Annotated in this window: 20 protein-coding genes and 3 tRNA genes; 5 read left to right on the top strand and 18 right to left on the bottom strand. The window is 66.2% G+C overall.

Going from position 1 to position 26,452, the window contains the following annotated elements:
* Nucleotides 1–348: 348 nt before the first annotated feature.
* Nucleotides 349–1,782, bottom strand: coding sequence for a PLP-dependent aminotransferase family protein (locus ACPEES_RS02005; protein ID WP_435100517.1), 1,434 nt, complete (start codon nucleotides 1,780–1,782; stop codon nucleotides 349–351).
* Between the two features lie 159 nt (nucleotides 1,783–1,941).
* On the opposite strand from ACPEES_RS02005, the gene ACPEES_RS02000 reads away from it, so the two are divergent.
* From ACPEES_RS02000 to ACPEES_RS01990, 3 genes are all read left to right on the top strand, one after another.
* Nucleotides 1,942–5,454 carry a thiamine pyrophosphate-dependent enzyme gene (locus ACPEES_RS02000; protein ID WP_435100514.1) on the top strand — a complete coding sequence of 1,171 codons (3,513 nt, stop codon included), beginning with the start codon at nucleotides 1,942–1,944 and terminating at the stop codon, nucleotides 5,452–5,454.
* Nucleotides 5,455–5,476: 22 nt separating this feature from the next.
* Complete coding sequence (locus tag ACPEES_RS01995) at nucleotides 5,477–6,553, top strand: Glu/Leu/Phe/Val dehydrogenase dimerization domain-containing protein (RefSeq protein ID WP_435100512.1); 1,077 nt, start codon at nucleotides 5,477–5,479, stop codon at nucleotides 6,551–6,553.
* 100 nt (nucleotides 6,554–6,653) lie between these two features.
* Nucleotides 6,654–6,740: transfer RNA gene (locus ACPEES_RS01990), tRNA-Leu, on the top strand.
* Between the two features lie 218 nt (nucleotides 6,741–6,958).
* Here the strand turns inward: ACPEES_RS01990 and ACPEES_RS01985 are convergent.
* From ACPEES_RS01985 to ACPEES_RS01965, 5 genes are all read right to left on the bottom strand, one after another.
* Complete coding sequence (locus ACPEES_RS01985; RefSeq protein ID WP_435100509.1) at nucleotides 6,959–7,111, bottom strand: entericidin A/B family lipoprotein; 153 nt, start codon at nucleotides 7,109–7,111, stop codon at nucleotides 6,959–6,961.
* 141 nt (nucleotides 7,112–7,252) lie between these two features.
* Complete coding sequence (locus tag ACPEES_RS01980; protein ID WP_435100506.1) at nucleotides 7,253–7,519, bottom strand: hypothetical protein; 267 nt, start codon at nucleotides 7,517–7,519, stop codon at nucleotides 7,253–7,255.
* A gap of 189 nt (nucleotides 7,520–7,708) precedes the next feature.
* The gene (glgC, locus tag ACPEES_RS01975) at nucleotides 7,709–8,977 is read right to left on the bottom strand and encodes a glucose-1-phosphate adenylyltransferase (RefSeq protein ID WP_435100503.1); all 1,269 of its coding nucleotides are present in this window, start codon (nucleotides 8,975–8,977) and stop codon (nucleotides 7,709–7,711) included.
* Nucleotides 8,978–9,061: 84 nt separating this feature from the next.
* Complete coding sequence (locus tag ACPEES_RS01970; protein ID WP_435100500.1) at nucleotides 9,062–9,694, bottom strand: TIGR04282 family arsenosugar biosynthesis glycosyltransferase; 633 nt, start codon at nucleotides 9,692–9,694, stop codon at nucleotides 9,062–9,064.
* A complete protein-coding gene (locus ACPEES_RS01965; protein ID WP_435100497.1) occupies nucleotides 9,691–10,377 on the bottom strand; it encodes a TIGR04283 family arsenosugar biosynthesis glycosyltransferase in 687 nt (228 codons plus the stop codon). The genes ACPEES_RS01970 and ACPEES_RS01965 overlap by 4 nt, the downstream gene beginning before the upstream one ends.
* A gap of 62 nt (nucleotides 10,378–10,439) precedes the next feature.
* Here ACPEES_RS01965 and ACPEES_RS01960 point away from each other — a divergent pair.
* A tRNA-Ala gene (locus tag ACPEES_RS01960) sits at nucleotides 10,440–10,515 on the top strand.
* A gap of 101 nt (nucleotides 10,516–10,616) precedes the next feature.
* A tRNA-Arg gene (locus ACPEES_RS01955) sits at nucleotides 10,617–10,693 on the top strand.
* Nucleotides 10,694–11,051: 358 nt separating this feature from the next.
* Here ACPEES_RS01955 and ACPEES_RS01950 read toward each other — a convergent pair.
* From ACPEES_RS01950 to ACPEES_RS01895, 12 genes are all read right to left on the bottom strand, one after another.
* Nucleotides 11,052–12,884, bottom strand: coding sequence for a V-type ATP synthase subunit A (locus ACPEES_RS01950; protein ID WP_435100494.1), 1,833 nt, complete (start codon nucleotides 12,882–12,884; stop codon nucleotides 11,052–11,054).
* A 2-nt stretch (nucleotides 12,885–12,886) separates the two neighbouring features.
* Nucleotides 12,887–13,594, bottom strand: a complete 708-nt coding sequence (locus ACPEES_RS01945; RefSeq protein ID WP_435100491.1) for a hypothetical protein — start codon at nucleotides 13,592–13,594, stop codon at nucleotides 12,887–12,889.
* 10 nt (nucleotides 13,595–13,604) lie between these two features.
* Nucleotides 13,605–14,297 (bottom strand): hypothetical protein, encoded by a 693-nt coding sequence (locus ACPEES_RS01940; protein ID WP_435100488.1) that lies wholly within the window; start codon nucleotides 14,295–14,297, stop codon nucleotides 13,605–13,607.
* A gap of 19 nt (nucleotides 14,298–14,316) precedes the next feature.
* A complete protein-coding gene (locus tag ACPEES_RS01935; protein WP_435100485.1) occupies nucleotides 14,317–14,766 on the bottom strand; it encodes an ATP synthase subunit C in 450 nt (149 codons plus the stop codon).
* Nucleotides 14,754–16,535, bottom strand: coding sequence for a V-type ATP synthase subunit I (locus ACPEES_RS01930; RefSeq protein ID WP_435100482.1), 1,782 nt, complete (start codon nucleotides 16,533–16,535; stop codon nucleotides 14,754–14,756). The genes ACPEES_RS01935 and ACPEES_RS01930 overlap by 13 nt, the downstream gene beginning before the upstream one ends.
* Complete coding sequence (locus ACPEES_RS01925; RefSeq protein ID WP_435100479.1) at nucleotides 16,532–17,137, bottom strand: V-type ATP synthase subunit D; 606 nt, start codon at nucleotides 17,135–17,137, stop codon at nucleotides 16,532–16,534. The genes ACPEES_RS01930 and ACPEES_RS01925 overlap by 4 nt, the downstream gene beginning before the upstream one ends.
* 24 nt (nucleotides 17,138–17,161) lie before the next feature.
* Entirely contained in the window at nucleotides 17,162–18,529 is a 1,368-nt protein-coding gene (locus ACPEES_RS01920; protein ID WP_435100476.1) for a V-type ATP synthase subunit B, read from the bottom strand.
* Nucleotides 18,530–18,621: 92 nt separating this feature from the next.
* Nucleotides 18,622–21,060 carry a sensor domain-containing diguanylate cyclase gene (locus ACPEES_RS01915; protein ID WP_435100473.1) on the bottom strand — a complete coding sequence of 813 codons (2,439 nt, stop codon included), beginning with the start codon at nucleotides 21,058–21,060 and terminating at the stop codon, nucleotides 18,622–18,624.
* Nucleotides 21,061–21,202: 142 nt separating this feature from the next.
* Entirely contained in the window at nucleotides 21,203–22,582 is a 1,380-nt protein-coding gene (locus tag ACPEES_RS01910) for an L-serine ammonia-lyase (RefSeq protein ID WP_435100470.1), read from the bottom strand.
* A 139-nt stretch (nucleotides 22,583–22,721) separates the two neighbouring features.
* Complete coding sequence (locus ACPEES_RS01905) at nucleotides 22,722–24,104, bottom strand: FAD-dependent oxidoreductase (protein WP_435100467.1); 1,383 nt, start codon at nucleotides 24,102–24,104, stop codon at nucleotides 22,722–22,724.
* Between the two features lie 27 nt (nucleotides 24,105–24,131).
* On the bottom strand, nucleotides 24,132–25,133 hold the full coding sequence (locus ACPEES_RS01900; protein WP_435100464.1) for a diiron oxygenase: 1,002 nt from the start codon (nucleotides 25,131–25,133) through the stop codon (nucleotides 24,132–24,134).
* Between the two features lie 538 nt (nucleotides 25,134–25,671).
* Complete coding sequence (locus tag ACPEES_RS01895; protein ID WP_435100461.1) at nucleotides 25,672–26,400, bottom strand: type 1 glutamine amidotransferase; 729 nt, start codon at nucleotides 26,398–26,400, stop codon at nucleotides 25,672–25,674.
* Nucleotides 26,401–26,452: the final 52 nt, after the last annotated feature.

The following is a 26,452-nucleotide window of genomic DNA, read 5'->3' as shown; positions in this document are numbered from 1 at the left end:
ATCGCGGTTACTAACCTTGCAGGCAGTATTGTCAGGTCTCAGTGGCGGTGTGCGCCGCTGTTCGCTTCGACAGGCCTTCGTGGTATGCCGCCACAACGGGCTTGCGATATTCCGAGTCACTCGCTTCGATGGTCAGTGGCGCGAGGAGCGTGGTGCAGCATGGACTGCATGAGTGACGAGCAACGCAGACCACAGCGGCGCACACGGCCACCCGCAGGGCGCCACTGCGCGGCGCCTCGCCAGCGTTGCGTTCGCTTGACGTGGGGCTCGCCACGCCAGCGCTCACGCGCCTTGCCGAGCCACCGCGCAGTGGCGCTGAGACCTGACAATACTGCCTGCAAGGTTAGTTCAGTGACGCAGGGTCCCGGCGAGCTCCACGGTCAGACGCGCGAGCGTGGCGATGGCCCGCTCCGCGTCATCCCCCCAGGGCACGGCCGTATTGAGCCGGATGTAGTCGCGGAAGCTACCCGAGGCGGAGAAAAGGTGGCCCGGCATGATGCCGACCCCCTCTGCCAGCGCCCGTTCGTGGAGTAGCGCGGCGTCGACGCCACCCGGCAACCCCACCCACAGGACGTAGCCGCCGCGAGGGCGGCTGACGGTGCTCCCCCGCGGGAACGTCCGGCTGACTGCCGCGATGAAACGCTGCACCTGCTCGGAGTAGGCGCTTTGCAGCCGCCTTATATGGCGATCATAGCCGCCGCTCGACATGAACTCCGCGACTGCCATCTGGCAGATCGGCGGGCTGCTCACGCTGCTGAAGGACTTCAGGAACTCCACGCTGTTCTCGAAGCGCCCCGGCGAGCACCACCCCACACGCAGCCCGGAGGCAATGGACTTGGAGATCGACGAGCAGTAGAGCACCAGCCCCTTCTCGTCAAAGGACTTCGCCGCCCGCGGCCGCGTGCGGTTGTAGTTGAGGTCGCCGAACTCGTCGTCTTCCACCAGCGGAATCTCGCGCTCGGCGAGCATCGCCACCAACCGCCGTTTGGCCTCGTCGGGCATGGATGCGCCCATGGGGTTGCTGTTGGCAGTGACAAAGGCGCAGGCACGCACGTCCCATTGCTCCAAGGCGAGCTCGAGTGCGTCCAGGCTCACGCCGTCCTGGGGGTGGGTGGGGATCTCCAGCGCCTTCATCCCCAGCGACTCGATGGCCTGCAGAAGCCCCACGTAGGCCGGACTTTCAATGGCGATGGTATCCCCGGCGCGCGCGACCGTGCGCAGGCACAGATTCAGCGCCTCCTGACAGCCGTTGGTGATCACCACCTCCTGGGGCGATACGTGGCAGCCGGCATCGGCGAGGCGTTTGACCACTTCATGGCGCAGTGAATCCAGCCCCGGGGCAAACCGGGCCATGACGATTTCATCGATACAGTGGCGCGACAGCCGCCCGAGGATGCGCTGGAGCTGGCGGCGCGGCAGGAAGCCGGGCGCCGGCAGCGCCGCCCCCAGGTTGAGCACCCCCTCGCCCTCGCAACGCTGCAACGCCGCGGTTGCCTCGTTGCGGATGGACACCGTGGTGGGCAGATTGATGGCCTCGGCCATGGGCGGCTCGCCGGTGTCCGGATCCACCGGATGCCGGACGTAGAACCCCGACTGCGGCCGGGACTCGATCAGGCGCCGGGACTCCAGCATATCGTAGGCCGCCTGGATCGTGGCGATGCTCACCCCGAGCTGACCGGCCAGGCGGCGAATGGAGGGTACGCGGTCGCCAGGCCGGTACATCCCCTCCTCGATCTGGCGCGCAATGTCGTCCGCCACGCGGCGGTAGAGCGTCTCGGTCATGGCGCCTCCGCGGGGACCGTACAGTTCGCAAACAGATGGCCATGACAGTTGGGCATCGTGAAAACTGTATTGGTCCAATCCATAATTTCTATATCTGTAAGGTAAGCTACCCCGCGCCTAGACTCTGCGCAAACGTGCACATTGGCGCGGAGGAGAGGCATGACCCACCGAATTCTCAACGGCAACGAGCTCGTCATCCAGGGCGGGCTCGAAGCCGGGTTTTCCCTGTATACCGGCTATCCGGGCTCACCGCTGGCGGATTTCTTCAACATTCTCTACACGCAGAAGGACGCCCTGCGCGAACGCGGCATCCGCGTGACGCTCGCCAACAGCGAGGGCAACGCCGCCGCCATGGCCGGCGGCGCCAAGCAGGCCGGGCGCAACACCCTGGTGGGCATGAAGTCCATGGGGTTGCAGGTGGCCGCCGACGCCCTGTCGGTGGGCAACTTCGCCAACCCGGGCGAGCCCGTCTGCGATCCGGAAACCGGCGAGCAGCGCTGGCCCGGCGTAGTCGTCGTGGTCGGCGACGACCCGTGGTCCATCTCCACCTCGGCGCCGGCGGACTCGCGCTATCTCTACAAGCATCTGCACATGCCCTTCCTCGAGCCCGCCACGCCCCAGGAGCTCAAGGACTGGATGCGCCACGCGCTCACCCTCTCCCAGCAGACATCGCTGTACACTGGCGTGCTGCTCACCACCTTCATGGCCGAGGGCGGCGGGCGCGTGCGCGTCGGCGAGTGGGCACGGGTACCGGAGGCGGAGACCGCCCTCGACCCCAAGCGTTTCGACGTTTCCAACACCGTCATGGTGCCGCCGAACTCCTACGGCGCGGACGTGCGCATGATCGACGAGCGTTTCCCGCGCGTCGTCCCTGCCCTGGAGGCGCTGGACCTCGACCGCGTCACCGGCGCGGACGGCTCCCGCATCGGCTTCATCAGTGCCGGCTCGGTCTACGAGACGCTGCGCCAGGTGCTGCAGGACGGCGGCTACCTGGAGCACTTCTCGCTCTACAAGCTCGGCGCCTCCTGGCCGCTCACCCCCAAGCGCCTGCTGCCCTGGCTCGAAGAGCTCGACACGGTGGTGGTGGTCGAGGAGAAGCGCGGCTTCCTCGAAACCGAGCTCATCGAGTTCTGTCACGATCACGGCGTCTCGGTGCGGGTCTACGGCAAGGCGTTCGCCGACGGCGAGCGCGGCGTGCCCGGCTTCCCGGCCCACGGCGGGCTCTCCTACGAGATCATCCGCGACAAGCTCAATGAGCTCATGGACCTGCTCGGCCAGCACGCCTGCCGGCTCGCCGCCGCCGAGACCTCCCGCGTCGCCGGCGCGCTGCCGCCGCGGCTGCCCACCTTCTGCCCGGGCTGCCCTCATCGCGAGACGCTGTCGCTGATGAAGGACCTGCGCCGGACGCTGGAGCGCGAGGGCGTGCAGCTCCTCTCCCACGGCGACGTGGGCTGCTACTCCCTGTCGTTCCTGCCGCCATTCGGCGAGATGCACGACATCAGCGCCATGGGTCAGGGCGGTGCCCTCGGCGCGGGCATGGACAGCTTCTCGGACAACCCGTCGGTGGTGCTGCTGGGCGACTCCACCTTCTTCCACACGGGCATGACGGCCATCTCCAACTCCGTGCAGATGGGCCACGACATCACCTACATCGTGCTCGACAACGACGTCACCGCGATGACCGGCCACCAGATGGACCCACGCACGGGGCGATCGGTGGAAGGGCGTACCCGGCCGAAGCAGAACCTCAAGGAGATGATCCAGGGCATGGGCCCGGACGAGGTGCTGGAGGTCAACCCGAGCGACCGCTACTTCTACAAGAACGTGCTCGCCGAGACCGTCCGCCGTCCGGGCACCAAGGTGATCATTTCCACCAAGGAGTGCGCGCTCACCTACCACGGCCGCATGAAGGCGGCGGATCGCAAGCGCTTCGCTGCCGGCGAGACCAAGCCCGAGCAGACCTTCTTCCAGATCAACACCTCCGCCTGCGAGGACTGCCGGGCCTGCATCGACGCCACCGGCTGCCCCGGCCTGTCCCAGACCGAGGACGCCTACGGCGCGAAGATGATGATCGACCCGCAGATCTGCGTCTCCGACGGCTACTGCAGCAAGATCATGGCCTGCCCGAGTTTCGAGAAGGTCCGGGTGATCGACTACCACCCCACGCAGTACAAGACCTTCCCGGAGATCGACACGAACACCGCGCTCCCGGAGCCCCAGGTGCGTAAGACCTTCGAGGACATCCTGGCCGGCAACGACTGGCGCGTGGTGGTCACCGGCGTCGGCGGCTCAGGGGTGACCACTATCTCGCGGGTGCTCGCCGAGGCCGCCACGGACATGAACGGATTCGACGAGCTCGGCTTCAAGTTCATGGACCAGAAGGGTCTCGCCCAGCGCAACGGCCGCGTGACCGGGCATCTGTCCATCTACCGCGACGACCGCGCCGCCGGCCCCATCACCCCCAAGGGCACGGGGGATCTGGTAATCTCGCCGGATCTCCTCGACGGCAGCGAGGCGATCACCTTCCTCGCCGCCCACGGCCTCGCGGTGGTGGACGAGACCTTCCAGCTACCGCTGTCGATCATGCTCGACCGCGGCGAAGACGCCCCGGTGCCCACCGCCGCGGACATCCGTGAGCGGCTGCGTGAGGCGCTTGGCGAGCGTGCGCACTTCGCCGACGCCCGCGGGCTCACCCATCGCATCATGGGCAAGAACGTCTACGCCTCGGCGATGCTTCTCGGCGTCGCCTACCAGCAGGGGGCCATGCCGTTCACGCTGAAAAACCTGCGCGATGCCTTCTCCCGTGCGGTGCCCAAGAGCGAGTTCGACGCCAACTGGCAGGCCTTCACCCTGGGCCGGCGCCTGGTGGTGGAGGGAGCCGACCAGGTCGCCGCCGCCTTCGGCGACGGGCCCGTCAGCGACGATCCCCTCGTGCCCCTGCGCGAGAGCCTGCGGGACAGCCTGGCCCCGTGGGAGCGGGGCAGCCGGGTAACGGCCGCCTTCGAGCGCGCCGTGGACGCCCTCGCCGACACCCTCCCGGAGATCGCACGGGAATACCACGGCCAGTATGTTCATGACCTGCTGGTCTATGATCGCGGCGCGCGCCTCGACGACTTCCTCGCCGATGCCGCGCGGTTGCCGGGGCTCTACCCGGACGCCGAGCACCGGCGCATCGCACTCCGCGCGCTCGCGAAGACCTACTTCATCAAGGACGAGGTCTTCGTCTCCCACCTGCTGGTTTCGCCGCTGGAGCGCGAGCGCGCGCGCCGGCGTTACGCGAGCCTGGGGCGGGACTTCGAGATCAGCCACATCAACCGCCCGAGCTTCGACGTGGCCGGGCGCAAGATCGAGTTCGACCTGAACCCGAAGGACTGGATGCTGCGCACGATGCGCCACCTGCGTCCGCTGCGCCGCGCCCTGCCCCAATGGCACCGGCGCGAGAACGCCATCGCCCGGCGCATCCGCCACGAGCTGCTGGAGGTGGTGCCGTACGCGGAAGGCGACCGCCGGCGGCGGCTCATGCAGCTCGATAACGTCAAGGGCTACCGCGAGACGCGCTACGAGCGCGCCGAGGCGGCGCTCGGCTCGAGCGAGCCCGACACCCCGACCGCACGCCCGCAGGCCCCGCGCGGCGGCGTTCATCATCACCGGCCCGGTCCGGTCGCCCGTTGATCAGGCCCAGGAGGAATTTGTCATGAGTGTCTTCAGCGCCCCCGATTTCGACCACCACGAACGCGTGACCTTTCACCACGACCAGGCAACCGGGTTGCGGGCGATGGTTGCCATTCACCGCGACTGGACCCTGCCGAGCGTGGGGGGCACCCGGTTACGGGCCTATACGAGTGAGGACGAGGCCATCGCCGACGTGCTCAAGCTCTCCCGCGGCATGAGCTACAAGTGCGTCATGGCAGGCGTGGAATACGGCGGCGCCAAAGCCGTGATCATGGCCGATGACGATGCCCTCCGCGATCGCGAGGCGCTGTTCGAGGCCATGGGCGCCTTCGTGGACCGCTTCCGTGGCCGCTTCTACACGGGCGTGGACTTCGGCCTCAGCGTGGACGACGTGCGGGCCATGCACCACCGCACCGACTACGTCTGCGGCCTCGGCCACAGCGACCCCGCCGCCGCCACCTCCCGCGGCGTGGTGACCGCCATCCGTGCCGGCGTGCGCCGCGCGTTTGGCAGCGACGATCTCAGCGGCCTGCGCGTAGCCGTTCAGGGCCTGGGCAAGGTGGGCATGGGTGTCGCCCGGCTGGTGCATGCCGCCGGCGCCCGTGTGCTCGCCGCCGACACCAACGCGGAGGCCCTGGCCCACGCCCGCGAACACTATGGCGTGGAGGTCATGCCCGTCGACCGTATCCACGCCGCCGAGGCGGACGTGTTCTGCCCGTGTGCGGTAGGCGGCGTGCTCGACGAGACCACCATCGGCGAGCTCAAAGGCCGCGTCGTTGCCGGCGCCGCCAACAACCAGCTAACCGACGTCGCCCTGGGATCGGCGCTGAAGGCACGGGACATCGTCTATGCGCCCGATTACATCGCCAACGGCGGCGGACTGCTTGCAGTGGTTCAGGAAATCGAGGGCTTCTCCGATACCGAGCTGGACCGGCGGCTGGCGCACATCGGCGAGACGCTGGACGAGGTATTCCGCGACGCCGAAAGCCATGGCCTCACCACGGCGGAGGCTGCCGACCGCATCGCGGCTGCGCGCATCGCTGCCCTCGACGAACGCACCGAGATGCCGGCCTCCGAAGCCACACGCAAGGCAAGCTGAACCCATCCGCCAGCGGCGCCGGGCAACCACGTCAACGAGCCCGGCCCCGCCCGCACATGGCTTTCGTGCCTCGCCAGCGTGGCGTATACTGCGCCGCGATGCCGGGATGGCGGAATTGGTAGACGCGTCGGACTCAAAATCCGATTCCCGCAAGGGAGTGGGGGTTCAAGTCCCCCTCCCGGCACCAGCCCACCTCACCGCTCGTCTCCGAGCGCAGATGCAAGCAGTCATACATGCGCGGTAAGTGCACCGGATGCCGGGATGAGGGATCACGGCCGTAGGCCGTTGCTCGACTGTGCGCTCAAGGCTCCAGGTTGCGGGCGTGAGCGCAACGATGGCTGCCAACGCGCCACGTCCAGCGCGAAACCTGGACCCTTTCACACTGAACCGCGGTGAGGCGCAAAGCTACTCGGCGCCGTTCTCCTGCGCCTTGCGCTCCAGAGCCTCGCCAGCGTTCTGCACGTCCTTGCCGAAACCCTCGACGGTGTTGCATCCCGCCGCAACGACGATCGCCGTCAGAAAGATCAGTACGCCCATCAAGCGCAATCGTCCAAGCATCGTCTTCAACGCTCCTGCCAGATTACTAATGATCGGATACTAATGATAAGGCGGAACAAGAAGGCAGGAAACGAAAAACGGCGGCCCATGGCCGCCGTCAAAGAAGTCGCGCGCGCCGCGAGGCGCCGGCTGGCGTCACTGTCAGGCGACGCGCCGCGTCCCGCCACGGCGACGATCGCCGCTGGCGCGCTCGTTGACCGACACGACGTTGTCGCGCTCCGCTGCCGAGCCGATGCCGAGACGAAGTGCCACCCAGTTCCGAACGTTGGCCAGGCCATGGCGAAGCGTACGTGCACGAGCCCGACGCGTTTCCTCCATCAGCCAATGATCGCGCTCGGCCGCACTCCTGGAGAGCAGCTCGGGGGCCCTGGAGGGGAAGAAAATCAGGTCACGTGCTTCGTTCCGCATGGCTGAACCTCCGACTCAGAACACTGGTAACTCACCTTCTCATTCGCAACGGCTATGCTGCGCCGCGACACGCAGAATTCTAGGGATGAGAGGGGGTTAATACAATGCGTACAATTCTGTGCCCAGCTACCGTTCGTCGGAACAGTTCAACTCGGAAACTTGTTCCGTCATACGGAATCAGAAGGTTTCCTAGCGCACGTGGGCGACCTCCTGGCCAAGCATCTCGGCGGTAACGAGCACGACCCCTTTCTGCGAGACGTAAAAGCGTTCGCAGTCGGCATCCGCGTCCTCGCCGATGACCGTCCCCGGGGGTATCCGGCACCCTTCGTCGATCACGCAACGGCGCACCCGTGAGCCGGCCCCCACCTCCACATCGGGCAGGATCACGGCATCCTCCACGTACGCCCCCGGACGTACATAGACCTGACTGAACAGCAGCGAGTGCCGCACCTCCCCCTCGATCAGGTCACCACCGGAGACCATCGAGTCCACCGCCACGCCGCCACGGCCCTTGCCATCGTGAATGAACTTCGCCGGCGGCAACTGCGCCTGGTAGGTCCAGATCGGCCAGCTCTCGTCATAGAGATCGAGCTCCGGGGAGCGGCCGATGAGCTCCAGGTTCGCCTCGAAGAACGCATCCAGGGTGCCGACATCCCGCCAGTAGGGTTGCTGGCCGGAGCTGGCGTCGGAGAACGGATGCGCCATTACCCGGTCCTGCTCGATGGCCGCGGGGATGATATCCCGGCCGAAATCCCTCGAGGAATCGATGTTCTCGGCATCGGCACGCAGCCGCTCGAACAGGTAGTCGCGGTTGAAGATGTAGATCCCCATGGACACCAGCGCCCGGTCCGCATCCCCCGGTACCGGCTCCGGGGAGTCCGGCTTCTCGCTGAAGCGCAATACCCGGCCATCCGTGTCCACGGTCATCACGCCGAAAGCACGCGCGCGCTCGCGCGGCATGTTCACGCAGCCCACGGTCATGTCCGCCCCGCTGGCCACGTGCTGGGCAATCATCGGGCCGTAGTCCATCTTGTAGACGTGGTCCCCGGCGAGCACCAGCACGTAGCTCGGGGCGTGCGCCTGGATGATGTCGATGTTCTGGTGGATGGCGTCCGCCGTGCCCGCGAACCACAGCGGCTTGTCCAGGCGCTGCTGCGCCGGCACCACCTCGATGAACTCGCCGAACTCGCCGCGCAGGAAGCCCCAGCCCCGCTGTACGTGCTGGATCAGCGAGTGCGCCTTGTACTGGGTGACCACCTCGACACGGCGAATGCCGGAATTGATGCAGTTCGACAGCGGGAAATCGATCAGGCGGAACTTGCCACCGAACGGCACTGCAGGCTTCGTACGCCAGTCAGTGAGGTTGGCGAGCCGCCCGCCACGGCCGCCGGCGAGGATGATGGCAAGCGTGTCACGGGTAAGCCGGCTGACGAAGCGGGGGTTTCGCTCCAGGAACATCGCCACTCCTGTACCTGCAATCCGGGCTCTCGCCGCTGCCTCTGCACGTGCGGCGCGACCGCCCAAGAATACCCGTGCGGCCCATCACCTCCAACCGCCATCGCAGCGCTCACGCCGCCAGCGGCGCAGACTCCGCCAATCGTCCACGTCCCAGGCACCGGGCAACTCCCGCCAACATAGCCCCTGGGCTGCCAGACGCCGGCGGGTACGCGCCATGACCGCTGGCATCCCCCAGGGCATGCGGTGAAAGAGCCCGGGCAGTGGCCGGGACAGGCCAATGAGCGCGTAGCCCCCATCGTCGGCGGGGGCAAACACCGCATCGGCGCCGTCATCCAGGGCGTCGAAGGCGGCACCGACGTGCACCGCGGATACGCCGGCACAGTCGGCCCCCACGATTACTGGCGAAAACCCGTCAGAAAGCGCCCGTGCCGTCGCCCGCTGCATGCGCTGGCCCAGGTCGCCGTGACCCTGCAACCGATATTCGGCACCGGCACGTCGTGCCAGCGACCAGAGAGACGGATGACGGCGTCCGCTCGCGCAGAGCTCCAGCGACGCGACGGGGACCAGCGAAAGCCGCATCAGGGTATCGGCGAGCAGAACGCGGTAGACAGACGTCGCCGCCCGGTGGCCGATACGGCGCGCCAGACGCGTCTTCACATGACCGCGCAGCGGCGGCTTCGCGAAGACGATCAGCCGGAGCGGCCTTCCCGCACTCATGACGACTCTCCGCGATAATAGCGGCGGTACAGCGAGTGCGGATCCGCCCCTCGCCAGTAGTCGAACCGCAGCCGCCACATCAGCGCCACCGTGCGCCACACACCGTGCGTCTCCCAGCGCCGGCTGGCGGTAATCAAAGGTCCCCGCAGGCAGGCGGGCCGGGCCTCACGCCGCAACCGCGCCGACAGCGCGACATCCTCCATCAGGGGCTGATCCGGGTACCCGCCCACGCCCTCGAACAACGCCCGCCTCACGAAAATTCCCTGATCGCCGGTGGCGATGCCCGTCAGCCGGGACCGCCGGTTCATGCTCCAGGCAATCATCCGCAACGCCGCGCCGCCGCCGGACAACCGCACGTCGAACCGCCCCCACACCGCGCCATTCGCCACCGCCCCGGCAAGGCCCTCCCGGAGCCCTTGACGCACCCCCGAGTCCGCATGGACGAACCACAGCACATCCCCCGCCGCCACGGCGGCGCCCGCGTTCATCTGCCGCGCCCGGCCACGCGGGGCGTCCACCACCCGCGCGCCGTGTGCCACCGCGATATCCCGGGTACCGTCATCACTGCCGCCATCACTGACGACGACCTCGTCACCGGCACGACGCCACGGCGCCAGAGAAGTCAGCAGCCCGGGAAGGGCCGACGCCTCGTTCAAAGCGGGGATAACGATGGACAGACGCACGGGCGGGCAGCCCCTGTTGCATCGATGAACACTGATGGTACACTTCTCCCCGCTTCGACACAGGGGCCGTAGCTCAGTTGGGAGAGCGCTAGAATCGCACTCTAGAGGTCAGGGGTTCGACTCCCCTCGGCTCCACCAGATACCCCGAAGAGGGCCGGCAGCAAAACCGGCCCTCTTTTCGTTTGTGCCTCACGCCGGGTTGGGCCGACCGCGCCCCAGCGTTATACTCCGCCACGATTGCCCCGGTAGCTCAGCCGGATAGAGCAACCGCCTCCTAAGCGGTAGGTCACAGGTTCGAATCCTGTCCGGGGCGCCAGTACAACAAGGTGGGAACCGGGCCGCCCATGGCCTGCTTTGCGTCATGGGTGGCGCTACCCCTCATCTTTCAGGTCTCGCCTGATTGTCTTCCGGTCGAGAGTCACCCCTTTTCCAAGCAAGGCCTTGCGAGGCAAGCCGCCTGCCTTGAGCAGACGCTGCGCGACTACAACCGCCCCCACAACCACCACATCCGGTACAGACCCCGAAAGACAGGCAACGCGATCGGCCCGAGCTATTTCGCGAACGGGTGCATGAGTATCCGAGTCCTGAAATCCATGCAGGCAGGAGAACGTTCGTCGATGTGGGTGACGAGGGCATTCCGTCACTGGTAGACGCGCTCCTGCGACCAGATGGCGTCACTCGATGTCTACACCGGCATCCGCCGCGAGCTTCTGGATCTCCGTGACATAGCGCCGGTATTCGCCGGAATCCAGGGCGGCGTAGTTGAGGTTCTTCATGGCGGTAGCGAGCGCGGTGAAGTATTCACGGATCCGGTTCTTGTCGTCGAAGGTGTAATCGGCGCTGACGAGGCGGTAGACGAGCGCCAGGGTGCGATGCTGACGCTCCGGGGACGTGGTGGCGTCCACCTCGTCGAAGGCGTCCTGCTGGAGGTAGACAAGGTCCAGGAACGAGGCCTTGTGGTAGACGATGTAGTCGCCGGTGGTGATGCCCTCCTCGCCGGTGACCTGCATCATCTGTGCGACATCCTCACCGTCCTGGAGGAGCTGGATCATCTCCTCGATGCGATCCGGCCACTCGGGCCCCACCTGATCGGCGATATAACCGGAGAGCTCACTGCGATACCGCGACCATGACAGCAGCGGGGCCACGGCCGGGTAGAAGCGCTTGTAGGCGCGCTCGGACGAAAGGCCCAGGAACGCCTTGACCGTATTCAGCGTCGCCTGGGTGACCGGCTCCTCGAAGTTGCCGCCGGCCGGCGAGACGGTACCGATCATGGTGAGGCTGCCGGTCTCGCCAGTGTTGTTGCGGATGACGCCGGCGCGTTCGTAGACGCTGCGAATGGCGGAGTCGAGATAGGCCGGGTAGGCCTCCTCCCCCGGGATCTCCTCCATCCGGCCGGAGGTCTCTCGCATGGCCTGCGCCCAGCGCGAGGTGGAATCGGCGATGAGCAGCACGTTCAGGCCCATTTGGCGGTAGTACTCGCCGATGGTGATGCCGGTGTAGATGGACGCCTCCCGCGCCGCCACCGGCATGGAGGAGGTGTTGCAAATGATCACCGTGCGGTCCATCAACGAGCCGCCGGTGGTGGGATCAGTCAGCCGCGGGAACTCCGTGATCGTCTCCACCACCTCGCCGGCACGCTCGCCGCAGGCGACGATGACCACGATATCGACGGTGGAATAACGAGCGATGAGGTTCTGAAGAATCGTCTTGCCGGCGCCGAAGGGGCCGGGAATGCACGCGGTGCCGCCCACCGCGATGGGAAAGAACGTGTCGATGACCCGGATCGTGGTAGTCAGGGGTCGCTCCGGGTGCAGCCGTTCGCTGAGGTTCGCCTTGAGCAGCCGGGATGGCAGCGGCACCCGCACTGGCCAGCGTTGCGACAGTGTCACCGGGCGCTGCTCGCCGCTTTCGTCGCCGAGGCGCGCCACTGGCACGTCGACACCGAAACTGCCTTCCTGAATCCAGCTCACACGCCATTCGCCACGCGCATCGAACGGCACCATGATCCGATGGGTGAACCGACCTTCCTGCACCGTGCCCAGGACGTCACCGGCGCGCACTGGCTCACCCATGCGCACCGTGGGCGTGAACGACCATTGCGTGGTGCCGCCGAGCGCGGGCAGATGGGTACCGCGCGGCAGGAAGAAACCCGATTGAACGGCGAGCTGCTCCAACGGATTCTGCAAACCGTCGTAGACCTGACCGAGGAGACCGGGGCCGAGCGCGACCGAGAGCATCTCCCCGCTCTGCTCCACCGAATCCCCCACGGCAATGCCACCGGTATCCTCGAAAACCTGGACGTCCGCGCGAAGACCCTGCACCCGCAGGACCTCGCCCTTCAGCCGGGCATTCGACTCGCCTTCCCGGGAGGGCCGGATGAAGACCACCTCGTTTTTCATCAGGCCGACGCTACCGTCGATAGCCTCGATGACGACGATGTCGTCCTGCACGGACACGACACTGCACCCGGATGGACGACGATCATCGGCGACGGCGGTGGACATGGCTACTCCTTTGGATGCATGGCAGCGGGGAACAGGGTGCGGTAGGCGCCAAGGCCCTCGTGCACGCTCCGGCGCAGGCGGCGTTCGGCGGCTTCCGCGTTATAGCGGCGCCACGCTGCAACGATGCGCCAGCGCAGCACATAGTTGACCACCGCCCGAAAGTCGAAACGGTGATAGCAGCGCGCCCGAGTCAGCCAGCGCCATTCGACGCCGAGCAGCAAGCGCTCGAGCTCGCGATGCTCGCCGTCGGCCAGATACCGACGGGCCTCGGCGAGCCACGGGAACACCGCGGCCAGCCCGAGCAGGGGCTGCGACCAGTGTGCGCGAATGTGAGCGAGGTGCGGCCCGATGCCCCAGTCCGTGCCTGCCTGGGGGACGGTCGCGCCCTGTCGCTGCCGCCGTAACGCGGCAACCACGGTACGGTGCTCCACGATTGTCTCGGCAAAATCACCGATGTCGTGGTCGGAGAACTGCTGTGCAGCCTCACGATATCGACGGATGAACGCGGAATCGCTGAGTGCCGTGCCGGTGTAACGCCAGTCAACCAGCGCCAGCAACGCCTCCAGGGCCGCCCGGTCGTCGTCGCCGAGGAGCGTGAGCCGACGGTCGAGGCGGATCGGTGAGATAGGAAGCGGCTGCCGACCGAACGGTGGGTCCGGCAATGGAGGCAGGCTCGCCAGCAGGGTGACATAGCGATGCCGTGTGCCCATGACATTCACCCTACCGCACGATCCCTTCGAGCATGGCGCGAAAACGGGGCTGCAGGTGCTCGAGCAGCAGCTCGGCGACAGTATACTCAGTGATATCGATTTCCATATCGTGTTCGGTCAGCCGCACGCGAAGCCCGTGCTCATGCTCGCCCACGGTGAAATCCACCCCTTCGCGCAGGACCTCCCGGGCCATGGCGACGACGAAGTGGGACAGGCTGCCCTCGCGCAACTCCTCGGGCCGGCGCCGCAGCTCTTCCAGGCCCACCACGTCCCGTGGCAGGACGATCTCCACGCTAGCCTCCTGTTCCAGCGGTGTGTCCGCCCGTGCCCGGGCGGCCAGCTCGAGGATAAGCCGCTGGAGGAATGCCTCCTGCGAGAGCGTTTCCTCGACCAACCAGCGCAAGTGACCACGGAAACGATGCGTTAGCGTGCTCTGCATCTCCAGCACGGTATCCCGGGCGGCGACCTTGATGGCCTCGTGCGCCGACGATTCCAGCCGCTGTGCCTGCTCCTGCGCACGCTCGCGTATGGCGCGGGCGTCCCGCTCGGCCTGCTCGATCATCCACGACGCCCGGCTTTCGGCATCCGCGACGATCCGCCGGGCCTGCTCGCGCCCCTGCTCCACGCCCTCGTCACGGAGGCGTTCGATCAGCGCCTCGACACCGGAGGATACGCCCGGGTCTGAAGATTGCCGTTCGTTCATCCCTCGCCTCCCGGGAACCTCACTGCGCGGCGATATCGCCAGCGATGACCAGCGCGAATATGAAGGCGAAAACGCCGAAGCCCTCGACGATCGCCGCCGGGGCAATGGACAGGCCGAATATCTCCGGCTTGCTCTTGGCGCTGTTGATCGCCGAAGCACAGCAACTGCCCTGGTGCACGGCGCTTAGCAGCAGGGCGGCACCGGCGAGCGTGCCCACGGCGAAGAGCCCCGGCGCGGTCGCCGTGGTCACCGGCCGCTGTAGCGAGAACATGATGACGATCCCGTAGATCGTCTGCGATGAGGGCATGGCGGAGAGCCCGATGAAACGTCCGTGACCGGTTTCGGTCTCCAGCAGCGCCCCGATGGCTGCCTGCCCGGCGATCGCACAGCCGACGATGCTGCCGATGGCACCGAGCGCCATGGGACCGTAGAGGCCGGCCCATCCCAGAGTCAGAATCAACTCTTCCACGGTTCCCTCTCCGTTGTCGCGAAGGGTCTGAAGGGATAACCCTCGTCGGATATGCCCCAGTTGTAGAACTCGATCACATTCAGCCGCAGTCCGTGCACCACCCCGCTGACCACGGCGAGCACGAAGTTCAGCGCATGGCCGGCCACCAGTATCACCACGTGGAGCAATAGCCCCACTCCCGGGAAGACGGCAGCCGCGTCCGTGGCGAGCTGATTGAAGGTCACCGCGAGCGAGGCGCTGGCGAGCCCGAGGGCGAACAGCCGCAGGTAGCTCAGCACGTCGCCGAACGCCTTGGTGACGTTGGTGAGCCCGAGCAGCCCGCCGGCAGCGCGCCGCAGCAAGTCCATGGGCCGGTGTACCGGGCGGGTATCGGTGAACACGGCAACCCCGGCCAACCCGGCGGCGAGCGCCGGACCACCACCCGGTACGTCCAGGTACAGCAACGCGCCGGCCACCAGCGCGACCATCCAGCCCAGCGGCGCGAGAGCCTCGGCTCTCCCCCGTCGGTGCCAGGCGACGATGGCGTTGGCGACGAGCAGGTGCGCCAGTCCCACGCCGACGGCGAGGTACATCATCTGGCCGAAATCGTGGATATCGAGCACCTGCAGTGCCCCGAGCAGGCTCCCGGCGGGGGGCGACCACCCGAAATAGCTGCCCACGAGCACGCCGTAGACGCCCGAGAATACGGCGAGCGCATAGCCGAGGTTGCGCAGCCGCCCACCGTGGTCGAGACGCACCAGCCGCGGTGAGGCGAATGCGATGATCACCGCCAACACGGCGGCATATCCGGCGTCGGCGAGAATCATCGCGAAGAACGCGGCGAACGAGAAGAAAATCACCCGCGAGGGGTCCCAGCTACGATAGCCGGGCACCTGGTAGAACCGCACGAGCTCCTCGCCACCGGCGGTCGCCTCGTCGTTGGAGAGCAGCGTCGGTGGATCCGATTCGTCCGTGACCGGTTCATCGAGGAACGCCAGCCCGCGCTGGCGAGCAAACGACGCGACCGCCTCCAGTGCCGGGACCGGCACCCAGCCCTGCACGGCGAACACCGCCTCGTCGTCGAGGGTGACATGACGCGCGGCTTCCAGGTTCGCAGCATCCTCGGCACGCGCGAGGTGGCGATGGATGAGGTGAATCCAGCGCGTAAGGGCCTCGCGCTCGGCGGCGAGCTCGTCGAGGTTTACCCCCACCCGCTGCAACCGTTGTTCGAGCGCGGAGCGCGGCACGCTGCCGGTATGGGTCCGAGGCACGGGCATGGCGTCGGCAGCGGGCTCGTCCCTGGCGAGAACGGCAATATAGCTGTTGCGGTTGTCCCGGTGGACTTCCTGCCAGGGCAACGTGACGTCAGCGAGGTGGCGACGCTTGTAATTGGGCACCTCATAGAACCACAGGCGGAAACCGGCGAGGCTGTCCAACGGCGGAAAATGGAAATCGCCCCAGGGTGCCAGATCGGCAATGCGCCGGCGGAGAAAGTCGGCCGTGTCCTCCAGCTCCCGGGTGCGGCGTCGGTTCTCCAGGGCACGCTCGACAGTGGCCTGAAGGTCGAAATCCGGGTCGTCGGGGACCTGGTGACGCTTGACCGGGCAGTCCAGCAGATACTTGAGCGCGTTGCGCGTCGTCGTCGAGCCGGCACCCGCACCGTCCGCCTCCTCGGCCGGGCGCAACGCGACGAGATGCATCACCCCCAGGGATTGCAGGCCTGCGAGCACCGACTCCTTATCGCCACTGGCACCGAACAGTGTCACCCGGCGCAACGCGACGATGGTCATACCCGACTCGCTCCGTGCTGCTTGCGCTTGGCGATTTTGGCACGCACCACCGCGGCGCGCTCCCCGTCCGCGAGATGAATACGGATGCGACGGATGTTGTCCTCGGCGCGCGGGATGAGCACCTTGTCGAATAGGTTCACCCGCTGAGTGACGCGCTTGACCGCCGCCGCCAGCCGTCGCAGTCGCTCCCGCTGCACCTGCAGGCGAACCTCCAGCGTCAGGGCCTCGCGCAACTGTTCGACATAGCCGTCGAGCCAGTGCGGGGTGGTCAGCAGGTCGTATTCGGCAACCTCGACGTCCACGCCTTCGAGAACGGGCATGTGCACCCCCAGCAGGTTGTGCTCACCCAGACGCACGTCGGTAACCCGTGCAAGACCGCTCAAGTCAACGTGGTCGTCGCCGGCCATGGGCAGTGCCCGCCGGATCGCAGCGTAGACGGCCTCGAGCTCACGCTCGGTATCGCTGACGTCACCCCGTTCACGACTGCGCTCGGCGATGAGTTGACGGCGTTTGAGATCCAGTGACGGCAGAATCCGGCGGAAGCGGTGCAGCCGTGCCTGCTCGCGGTGAAGGGCGGTCTTGTTCAGTGCTGCCGGTCCCATCGGGGTCGTCGCCCAACGCCCGCCCTAGGACGGCGGCGCGTCGGCGCGGCGTTCGCCGCGCGGAAAGTACTTGTCGATGAGGCTTTGTTTCATGACCAGCTCCTCCGGTTCGAAGCACTCCGCCACCGTTTCCCACCCCTGGTCCAGCGCACGCTCCAACGGCGTGGAAACCTCCACGTCCATGAATCGTTGTTCGAACAATCGGCCGAAACGCAGGAGCTTCTCGTCGAACGTCGAGAGCTCGAAGGCCATGGCACGCTTTTGCTCGGCATCCTGTGCCCCTGCGTACAGGCGGATCATGGTATTCATGAGCTGTCCATGGTCCTCGCGCGTCGCCGAACCGATGACGTGCTGTTTCAGCCGCGACAGCGAGCCGAAAGGGTCGATGCGCCCGTTGCGCAAATACAGCTGCCCTTCGGTGATGTAGCCGGTGTTGTCCGGCACCGGGTGGGTGACATCGTCGCCGGGCATGGTGGTGACGGTGAGCACCGTCACCGAGCCGGCGCCCCGGAAATCGCACGCCTTCTCGTAACGGCGCGCAAGCTGCGAGTACAGATCGCCCATGTGGCCACGGTTGGAAGGCACCCGCTCCATGCTGATGCCCACCTCCTTGAGCGCGTCGGCATAGGCGGTCATGTCGGTGAGCAGCACCAGCACGCGCTTGCCCTCCTCCACCGCGAACCGCTCCGCCACCGCCAGGCACATGTCCGGTACCAGCAGGCGCTCGACCACCGAGTCCGACGCCTGATTGATGAACATCACCGTGTGCGCGAACACCCCCGCATCCAGGAAGCGCTTCCGGAAATAGTGGTAGTCGTCGAATATCAGCGCCATGCCCCCGAAGACCACCACGTCCGCGTCCGCCTGTATGGCGATGCGTGACAGCAGGGCGTTGTAGGGTTCGCCGGCGACCGAAAAGATCGGGATCTTCTGGCTCTCCACCAGAGAGTTGAACACGTCGATCATGGGCACGTCGGTGCGGATCATGCGGCTGGGCATGATCCGGCGCATGGGGTTCACCGACGGTCCGCCGATGGTGACCTTGCGGTCCTCGGTCAGCGCCGGGCCGCGGTCCAGCGGCTCCCCGGTGCTGCCGAACACGCGCCCGAGAACGTTCTGCGAGCACGTCACGGCCATGGGATGGCCGAGAAAGCCCACTGAAGCCTGCGTGGTGAGCCCGTCCGTCCCGCCGAAAACCTGCAGGGAGACGACGTCGCCATCGATGCGGATGACCTGGGCCAGCACGATCTCACCATTGGCCTTGCGCAGGCTGGCGAGGTCCCGGAACCGTGCCGCCGCGCCGCCTTCGCCACGAGCGGCAGGTACGCGCACGCGTACTATGCCACCGACGATGCTGAGAATGTTCCGGTATTGGCTAAGGGGTTGCCCCATCCCTGCCCCCCATCGGCGCCGGGAATACTGCACCGCATCATTGCACCTGCGTGGCAACCGCTGCAAGCCGGTTACAGCGGCGCCCGCGCGGGTCACGCCGCGGTGTGTGGTGCCCCGTTGACGACTACCCGGTTTCGCCCCAGGCGTTTGGCTCGATAGAGCGCGTCGTCGACGCGCTGCAGAATACGGTCAGCGTCGTCATCGGCGGACAGCGCGGTAACGCCCACGCTGATGGTCACACGGCCGACCTCCGCAAAAGGCTCCTCGGCGATCGCCCTACGCAGGCGTTCGCCCATGCGCTGCGCCCCGGCGAGGTCCGTGTCCGGAAGAATGAGCATGAACTCTTCGCCGCCCCAGCGCGCGACAACATCCGCCTCACGGGTGCTCGCCACCGCCCGGGCGCTTAGCTCACGGAGCACCTCATCGCCCACGGCGTGCCCGAAGGTGTCGTTGACGCGCTTGAAATGGTCCAAATCGAACATCGCCAGCGCCGCTTCGGTCCCATAGCGACGGCATCGCGCGAGCACCTCCTGTAACGACGTCTCGAAGCGGGTGCGGTTGTACAACCCGGTGAGGCGATCGACGGTGGCTTCTTCGGCCAATGCCGCCTCGAGCCGTTTGTGCTCGGATATGTCACGGATAATAGTGGAATAGCGAACGACTTCACCACTATCGTCGTAGTGGGCCACGATGACCTGGGAGACGGGAATCTCGCGTCCCTCGACGTCGAGCAATTCTGTCTCGCCTTGCCACACGCCCGTATCCCGTGCAGCAGGCAAGCCGTGATCCAGAACCTTGTTGGCAGCCCAGTCGGGAAACACCCCGAGCCGGAACAAGCGTTGGCCCCCGAACTCCCGTGGCCGGAACAGTGGCTTGCCTTCGAGCTCCTGGGGCACGTCCGGGCGAACGCCACCCGGCACCGGCCGGTAGCCGCGTAGCGCCTGGGCGCTGCGATTTGCATAAAGAATGCATCCATCCGCATCCAGCATCACGATGATGTCCGGCGTGGCATCCAGGATCTCCAGGAGCTGGTCGCGAGCCGTTTCGGCGCGTTTGCGTTTACCGATGTCCTGGAACGAGACCACAGCGCCGTGCTGACGCCCATTCACCCCCATGAGCGGCGATGCGTACACCAGCACGGGGATGGCCGTGCCATCGCTGCGACGGAACCAATCCTCGTGCTCACGAACCGGCTCGCCGGTGTCCAGCACGCTCAGGACCGGGCAGCGCTCCGCGGGATAATGTCGTCCCTCGCCATCGCGATAGTGAATCGTGGCATGGACATCCGCGCCGAGTAACGCCGCATCGTCGCCGACACCCAGCACCTCTTTGGCGGTGGGATTGAGGAAAGTGAATCGACCGTGCTCGTCGACCCCGAAGACGGCCTCGCCGAGGTTTTCCAGCAATGAACGGCGAAAGCCTTCCGCTGCCCGCTCGGCGGTAATGTCTCGAAGTATGCCGTCGTAGACGACGGCGCCGTCGGGCAGCGTCACCCGCTGAGCGGTCAGACGCACGCACAACGGCTCCCCCCGCAGGGTGCACAGCTCCAGCAACATGCCATCCACACGCCCATCCTCGTCGAGCATCTCGCTAACGCGCCGGCCCTGGCGAGGATCGCGATACAGCGACGCCACCGGGGTATTGAGGAGTTGCTCCCGCGACTCGGCGTGGAACAGGGCAACCATCGCCGGATTGACGGCGAGGAAACGTCCCGGCGAACCGGGTGTATTGCGGAACATGGGTACCGGCAGCGCCTCGAAGAGGTCATGGTAGACCCGCAGCGCGCGCCGCTGCCGGTGCAGCTCGGTGACATCGTGTATCAACGAAAGCAGGTAGCGCCGGCCGTGCAATACGACCGAGCTGGAGTACACCTCCACCTCCCGCAGGCGGCCGTCGGCCAGACGATGGCGGAAGCGGAAGTACCGCCGTTCCTGACGCGCGGCCCGGCGCATCTCCGTACGGATCTCCGCTGGCGAAAGCACGTTGATGGAAGCAATATGCCGACCGATCAACTCGTCCACCGCCCAACCATAGAAAGTGGCCGCGGCGGCATTGGCATCGGCGATGCGCCCGCTCTCGGGATCGACCAGCAGCTTGGGAGCGACGTTGTGAGTGAAAATCTCGCGGTAGAGGTCGGCGACGTCGTCGCCCGCGCGCCGAGGTCCCTCCCGCGGCTCCAGCAGTGCCAGGTAACCGACGGTTGTGCCGCCATCGTCGGTTACCGGCAGGCGCCGGCACCACCCGGGCACCCGTTCACCGGCCGACGCGAGTAGGGTCACCGCGACGCGATCGGCGCCAGGAGTCTCGGCGCCGACGTCATGAGCAGGGCGGGTTACCAGCTCCTCGAACGCAACACCGTGGCATGTCTCCGGCGCTCGACCAAGCATCGCGGCCAGGCGCGTATTGACCCGGCGAACCGTCCCGTCCCCAGTGATTTCCGCGATGCCAACCGCGCAGTCCTCGAATAGTGCCCGCGCATAGCAAGCGTCGAGACCCGGGCCGCTGCCCCCGGCGGAATGTGAACTGATCATGGTGCCCCGTTTTCAATCGCCTGCCCTCCGTGGCGTCGAGTGACTGACTGTCAGGTGGACGGCGAACCGGGATCCCATACTACGAGAAGTATCGGTGACCATCACATGATTTCTCGACCACCGGGGCGCGAATGACCACGGTTCAACACTCGATCACATTGACCGCGAGCCCGCCACGGGCCGTCTCCTTGTACTTGGTTTTCATGTCCGCACCGGTATCGCGCATGGTCTTGATGACCTTGTCCAGGGACACGCAATGGGTGCCATCGCCGACGAGCGCCATGCGCACGGCATTGACGGCCTTGATCGCCCCCATGGCATTGCGTTCGATACAGGGGACTTGCACCAACCCCCCGACCGGGTCGCAGGTGAGCCCGAGGTTGTGTTCCATGCCGATTTCGGCGGCATTTTCCACCTGTGCCGGCGTACCGCCGCGCACCTCCGCCAATGCGCCCGCAGCCATGGAACAGGCCACGCCGACCTCTCCCTGACAGCCCACCTCGGCGCCGGAGATCGAGGCCCGCTCCTTGTAAAGCAGGCCGATCGCGCCCGCGGTCAGCAGAAACCGGATGACACCATCCTCGCTCGCACCGGGCACGAACCGATCGTAGTAGTGCAACACGGCGGGGATAATGCCGGCGGCGCCGTTCGTGGGCGCAGTGACGACGCGCTCGCCACTGGCGTTCTCCTCATTCACCGCGAGCGCATAGAGGTTGACCCAGTCCAGGGCGGAGAGTGGATCCTGCAGGGAAACCTCGGGGCGGCGCGTGAGCCGCTGGAACACCGCTGGAGCACGCCGGCGCACCTGCAATGGCCCGGGCAACGTCCCTTCACGGCGGCAACCCGCTTCCACGCACGCCTGCATGGTCTCCCAGATCCGCCGGAGACCGTCACGGATCTCCTCGTCCCCACGCCACACCCGTTCGTTCGCGAACATGATGTCGCTTACGTTCAGGCCCTCGCTGCGACAGTGGGCGAGAAGCTCCGCGGCGGTTGAGAAGGGATAGGGCTGCTCGGTGGTATCGGCAACGATGCCCCCGGCATCGGCGGCACGCTCATCGAGGACGAAGCCGCCGCCGACGGAATAAAAGATACCGCTGCGCAACACTTCGCCTGCCGCGTCGTAGGCGGTGAAGCGCATGCCGTTGGGGTGGTGAGGCAGGCTGCCGCGCTTGTGCATCACCAGATCGCGCCGCTCGTGGAAGCGCACCGGGTGCCGGCCAAGCAGGTGAATGCGGTGGTCACGGCGAATGCGCTCGACCCGCTCCGCCACACGCTCGGTATCCACGGTCTCCGGCTGCTCCCCTTCCAGACCAAGCATCACGGCGCGATCAGAGCCGTGACCACGGCCGGTGAGCGCGAGCGACCCGTAGAGCTCGGCCTTGACGCGGGCGGCTTGTGTGAGGATGTCGGCCTCCGACAAGCGGAACAGGAACTGACGCGCCGCCTTCATCGGGCCGACGGTGTGAGAGCTGGAGGGGCCTATGCCGATCTTGAACAGGTCGAACACACTGACCGCCATGGCATTCGCCTCCCCGTCCGGGTGATGACGTGTGCAGTATGGCGCCGTCAGCGTGGCACTGCCGTTCTCCGGACGACTCGCGTGTATCCGTGGCCGCCGTACCGGTGGCCACGGATACGCGACGAGGCATGTGCTGACTTCAGGCGGCGACGCGTGCGCCGAGATCCCGGGCCCGTTCGACGTAACGCCCGGCGACCGCGAATCCGCGCAAGCGGCTGCCAACACGGAACTCCGCCAGGAAGTCACCCTCATCGGCGGCCTCGATGAGCGCCGTTTCCACGACGCTTTGTCCCGCCGCTGACCCCACCGGCCAGACCGCCAGTGGCAGTGCCGGCGTCTTGACCCGGATCATGCCCGGCACCGGCTCGAAGCGGTCCTCGCTACCGGCGATCGCCGCCGCTGCCGCGGCCGCCTGGGCACGTATGGGCTCTATGAACGAGAACACACGCCCTTCCACCTCAGCACAATCGCCCACCGCGTAGATATCGGGGTCGGAGGTGCGCATGCACCGATCGGCGACGATTCCACGACCCACATCGAGGCCGGCGTTACGTGCGAGCTCGGTTCGCGGCACCAGCCCGGTTGCCGCGAGCACCACATCCGTCGTCCAGTCCTCGTCGCTATCGAGAACGACCGTGGCGCCATTGCCCGCCGGCGACAGCCGCTCGACCTCACGGCCGAGGTGAAAGGACACGCCGGCGAGCTCGAGCCGCTGCCGCAACCGCGCCCCGAGCTCGGGGGGCAGCAGCGCGGAAAGCACTTCCCGGGCCTTGTCGACGACCTCGACGTGATAACCCGCTGAGGCGAGATCATTGGCGAACTCCAGGCCGATGAGGCCGGCACCGACGAGCGTCACGTGGTCGCCGTCATTCAACCGCTGCCGGAAAGCCTCGTAGTCCCAGAGGTGATTGACCGTCGTCACCATGCCGGGGCGCTCTCCGGGAAAGGCAATCGGGCGTTGGTCGGCACCGAGACAGAGCACGAGCTGTTCGTAAGGAAACCGACCTCGGTCGGTGAGCACCGAGCGGCGCCCCCGGTCGATGGCGACGAGCTCGGTATCCGGCACCACCTCGATACCCAGCTCGGCGGCACGCTCGTGAGCATCCACCCGGGCCAGCTCGCGACCGTCGCGCTCACTGCGCAACGCCGTCGACAACGCCGGCTTGTGATAGAACGCGGCATCGCAACGAGCCAGCATCGTGATCGGGCGATCCGGGCAGGCACGGCGCAAACGCTCGGCGACGCTCCAGCCCGCAATTCCGGCGCCGATCACGAGCACGCCGGCGTCCGTGCCGGCACCGCCCGCCGCAGGGTTCGCGGCAGGCGCCGTCGCTGTCCCCTCCGGCGCCTCCGGCATCAAAACCATGTCGGCCTTGCGTGCCCCGCAGATCGGGCAGACCCAGTCATCGGGTATGTCCTCGAAACGCGTTCCCGGCGCCAGCCCGGCAGCGGGGTCACCCAGGCGCTCGTCATAGATATAGCCACAATCCTCACAGATATAGCGGCGATAGGGCTCAGTCATATTCGATTCCTCCTGATATCCGTGGCCCTATCGGCGCAGAAGCCCGGCCCGACCGAAGCTGTCGACGCCGTGCTGGGAGTCGAGGATACCGAGCTCGTCGGCGAGTTCCTCGAGCTCGGAGTAGTCCAGCCTGTCCAGCCGCCATTGCGCCACGTTGCGGCAATCGCGAATGATGCCCTCGTACCCCGGGAAGTCGATCTGCGCGAGCATGGATTGCCAGACATCAAGCTCCTGGTCCGCGAACCAGCGAACGGGCTTGGGCAACACCTCGACGAAAAACGCCTTTTCCCGCTCGCTGAGGCTGTGGTAAATGCGTGCGGCGAGCGACCGGAAGATCTTGCTATGGGCCAGCTCGTCCCGCCGGTGCGCCTCGACCGTTAACCGGTTGAGGGGTTGAATGTGGCGGGCCGACGACAGCTGCGCCAGATAATCGCTGATGAACACCTCGGATACGATCGCCGTAGCGAGCTGGACGACATGGCGCTGCCATTTTTCGGAATGGCTTGCCATTTCACGCTCCATTTCCCGAACCAGCGCGAATTCCGGCAGCTCACGCAGCCTCAGGTCGCGGTTGTCCTCGCAGGCCCGGACGGCGTTATTCGTCAGCAGAATGTGATACGCCTCGTCGGTCAGTGTTTCGCTGGCCGTAGCACGAATGGATGCTTCATCGGCGCCAGGCAAGCGGCGGTAAAGAAGATCGATACACGCCGGCCCGATGATCTGACTCTCGATGGCAATGGTTTTCTCGTTATAGGCAATCCAACCACAGGAAAGCGCGCGGCTGCGCAACTCCGGCGGCGCCTCCCAGAAATCCGGATGCTCATTGAAAGGCAACAGCTCCGGCAAAAAGTCATCCCGGGTACGGTCGAACATCAGCTCGACGGGCATTTCCTCTTCCTTGACCTGCGCCCGACGCCACCACTGGGATGACATCTGCCGCAGCATCGAAAGGCATGCCTCGCCGTCCAGCGAGCCACCCCCTACCGGCATTGTCGCGTGGGTATCGTCGTTGAGTTCCATGACGCTCATTAGTCGCATCCCTCGATTGGTTGTCCCCCATAGCGGGTCCTAATTAGTGCACAGTGCACCAAAATGGTCCAATTCGTTATCGAGTCATAGCGATAAGCGAAAGTGATCGAACCGGGGACAGAACAGCGATCAGCGCGAACTGGATAATCAACTCACAAAACAAGGGGTTTATGTCACCATCAACGAGATCCTGGGGAATACGCCCCACGGCATCGCCTTGAAATAGCGGTTCATGGTTTTCTATCGACGCCCCAGGCACCGAGCCGGGCCGGAACGGAATAATGGGCAAGACGGCAACAGCGAATTGGAAACAGTGCATAATGAATTCAGTCGACATTTGCCAGGAATGCAAATGTCACGGAAACCATGACAGGGAACCGTCGATGCAAATACGACGTCGAAACGCAACAACGCCCGACGACTTTGAACGATGAGCGAGGCAGGATGCGATGGAGAAACGGCTGACAGCCTGGGGAAAGACGTCGGGTGCGTGGCGGGGGCAGGCGCGGTCATGCCGACCGCGCCTGGCGTGGAGCGATCAGGAGGCGCTAGCCGTCGCATCGGCGCGCGAACGCGCCAGCAACCAGTTATCGAGGAAACGGAACATCCAGGTGTTCATGGCCTCGAAGCGGTCCTCGCTGACCAGTATTGCATCGGTGGACTGCGTAAACGGGCCGGGCGCCAGGTCGTCGACGCAGTTCTCGGTGAGTGCTGCAGCGGTCTCCCGGTCCCATTCCATGTGGAACTGGAAGCCGGCGATCGGTCGACGGCTATGAACGAACCCCTGGTTCGCACAACCCGCACTGGCCCCGACCGGCACGCACCCCTGCGGAACCTCGAACGTATCGCCGTGCCAATGCATGACCTCCAGCTCGCTGGGGAAATCGGCAAACCCCGGAAGCGCCAGGGCTTCGTCGGTGAACGAGACCGGGTACCATCCGATTTCGCGATGGGGCGCGCCATGGACGGCTGCGCCCATCACGTCCGCGAGAAACTGGGCCCCGAGACAGACGCCGAGGACCGGCCGGTCCGCCTCGAGGGTGCGCCGCAGCAGCGTCTTCTCGGGGCCCATCCACGGATACTCGGCCTCATCATGGACCCCCATGGGTCCACCGAGAACGATGAGCGCATCGAACGCCGCGGGGTCCGGCAGCGCATCGTTGCGATAGAGATGGGTCGTTTCCAGCGTGACGCCACGCGCTTCCGCCCAGCGGGCGATACTAGCCGGCCCCTCGAAGGGAACGTGCTGAAGAATCCGGACTCGCATGGGGACCATCCTCCGTGTCGGGAAGCATTTCAGGCTAGCGGTAAAAAACAAT

It is taken from the genome of Arhodomonas sp. AD133, assembly GCF_051195215.1.
Classification (GTDB): Bacteria; Pseudomonadota; Gammaproteobacteria; order Nitrococcales; family Nitrococcaceae; genus Arhodomonas.
This window is presented reverse-complemented; position numbering and strand designations above follow the sequence as displayed.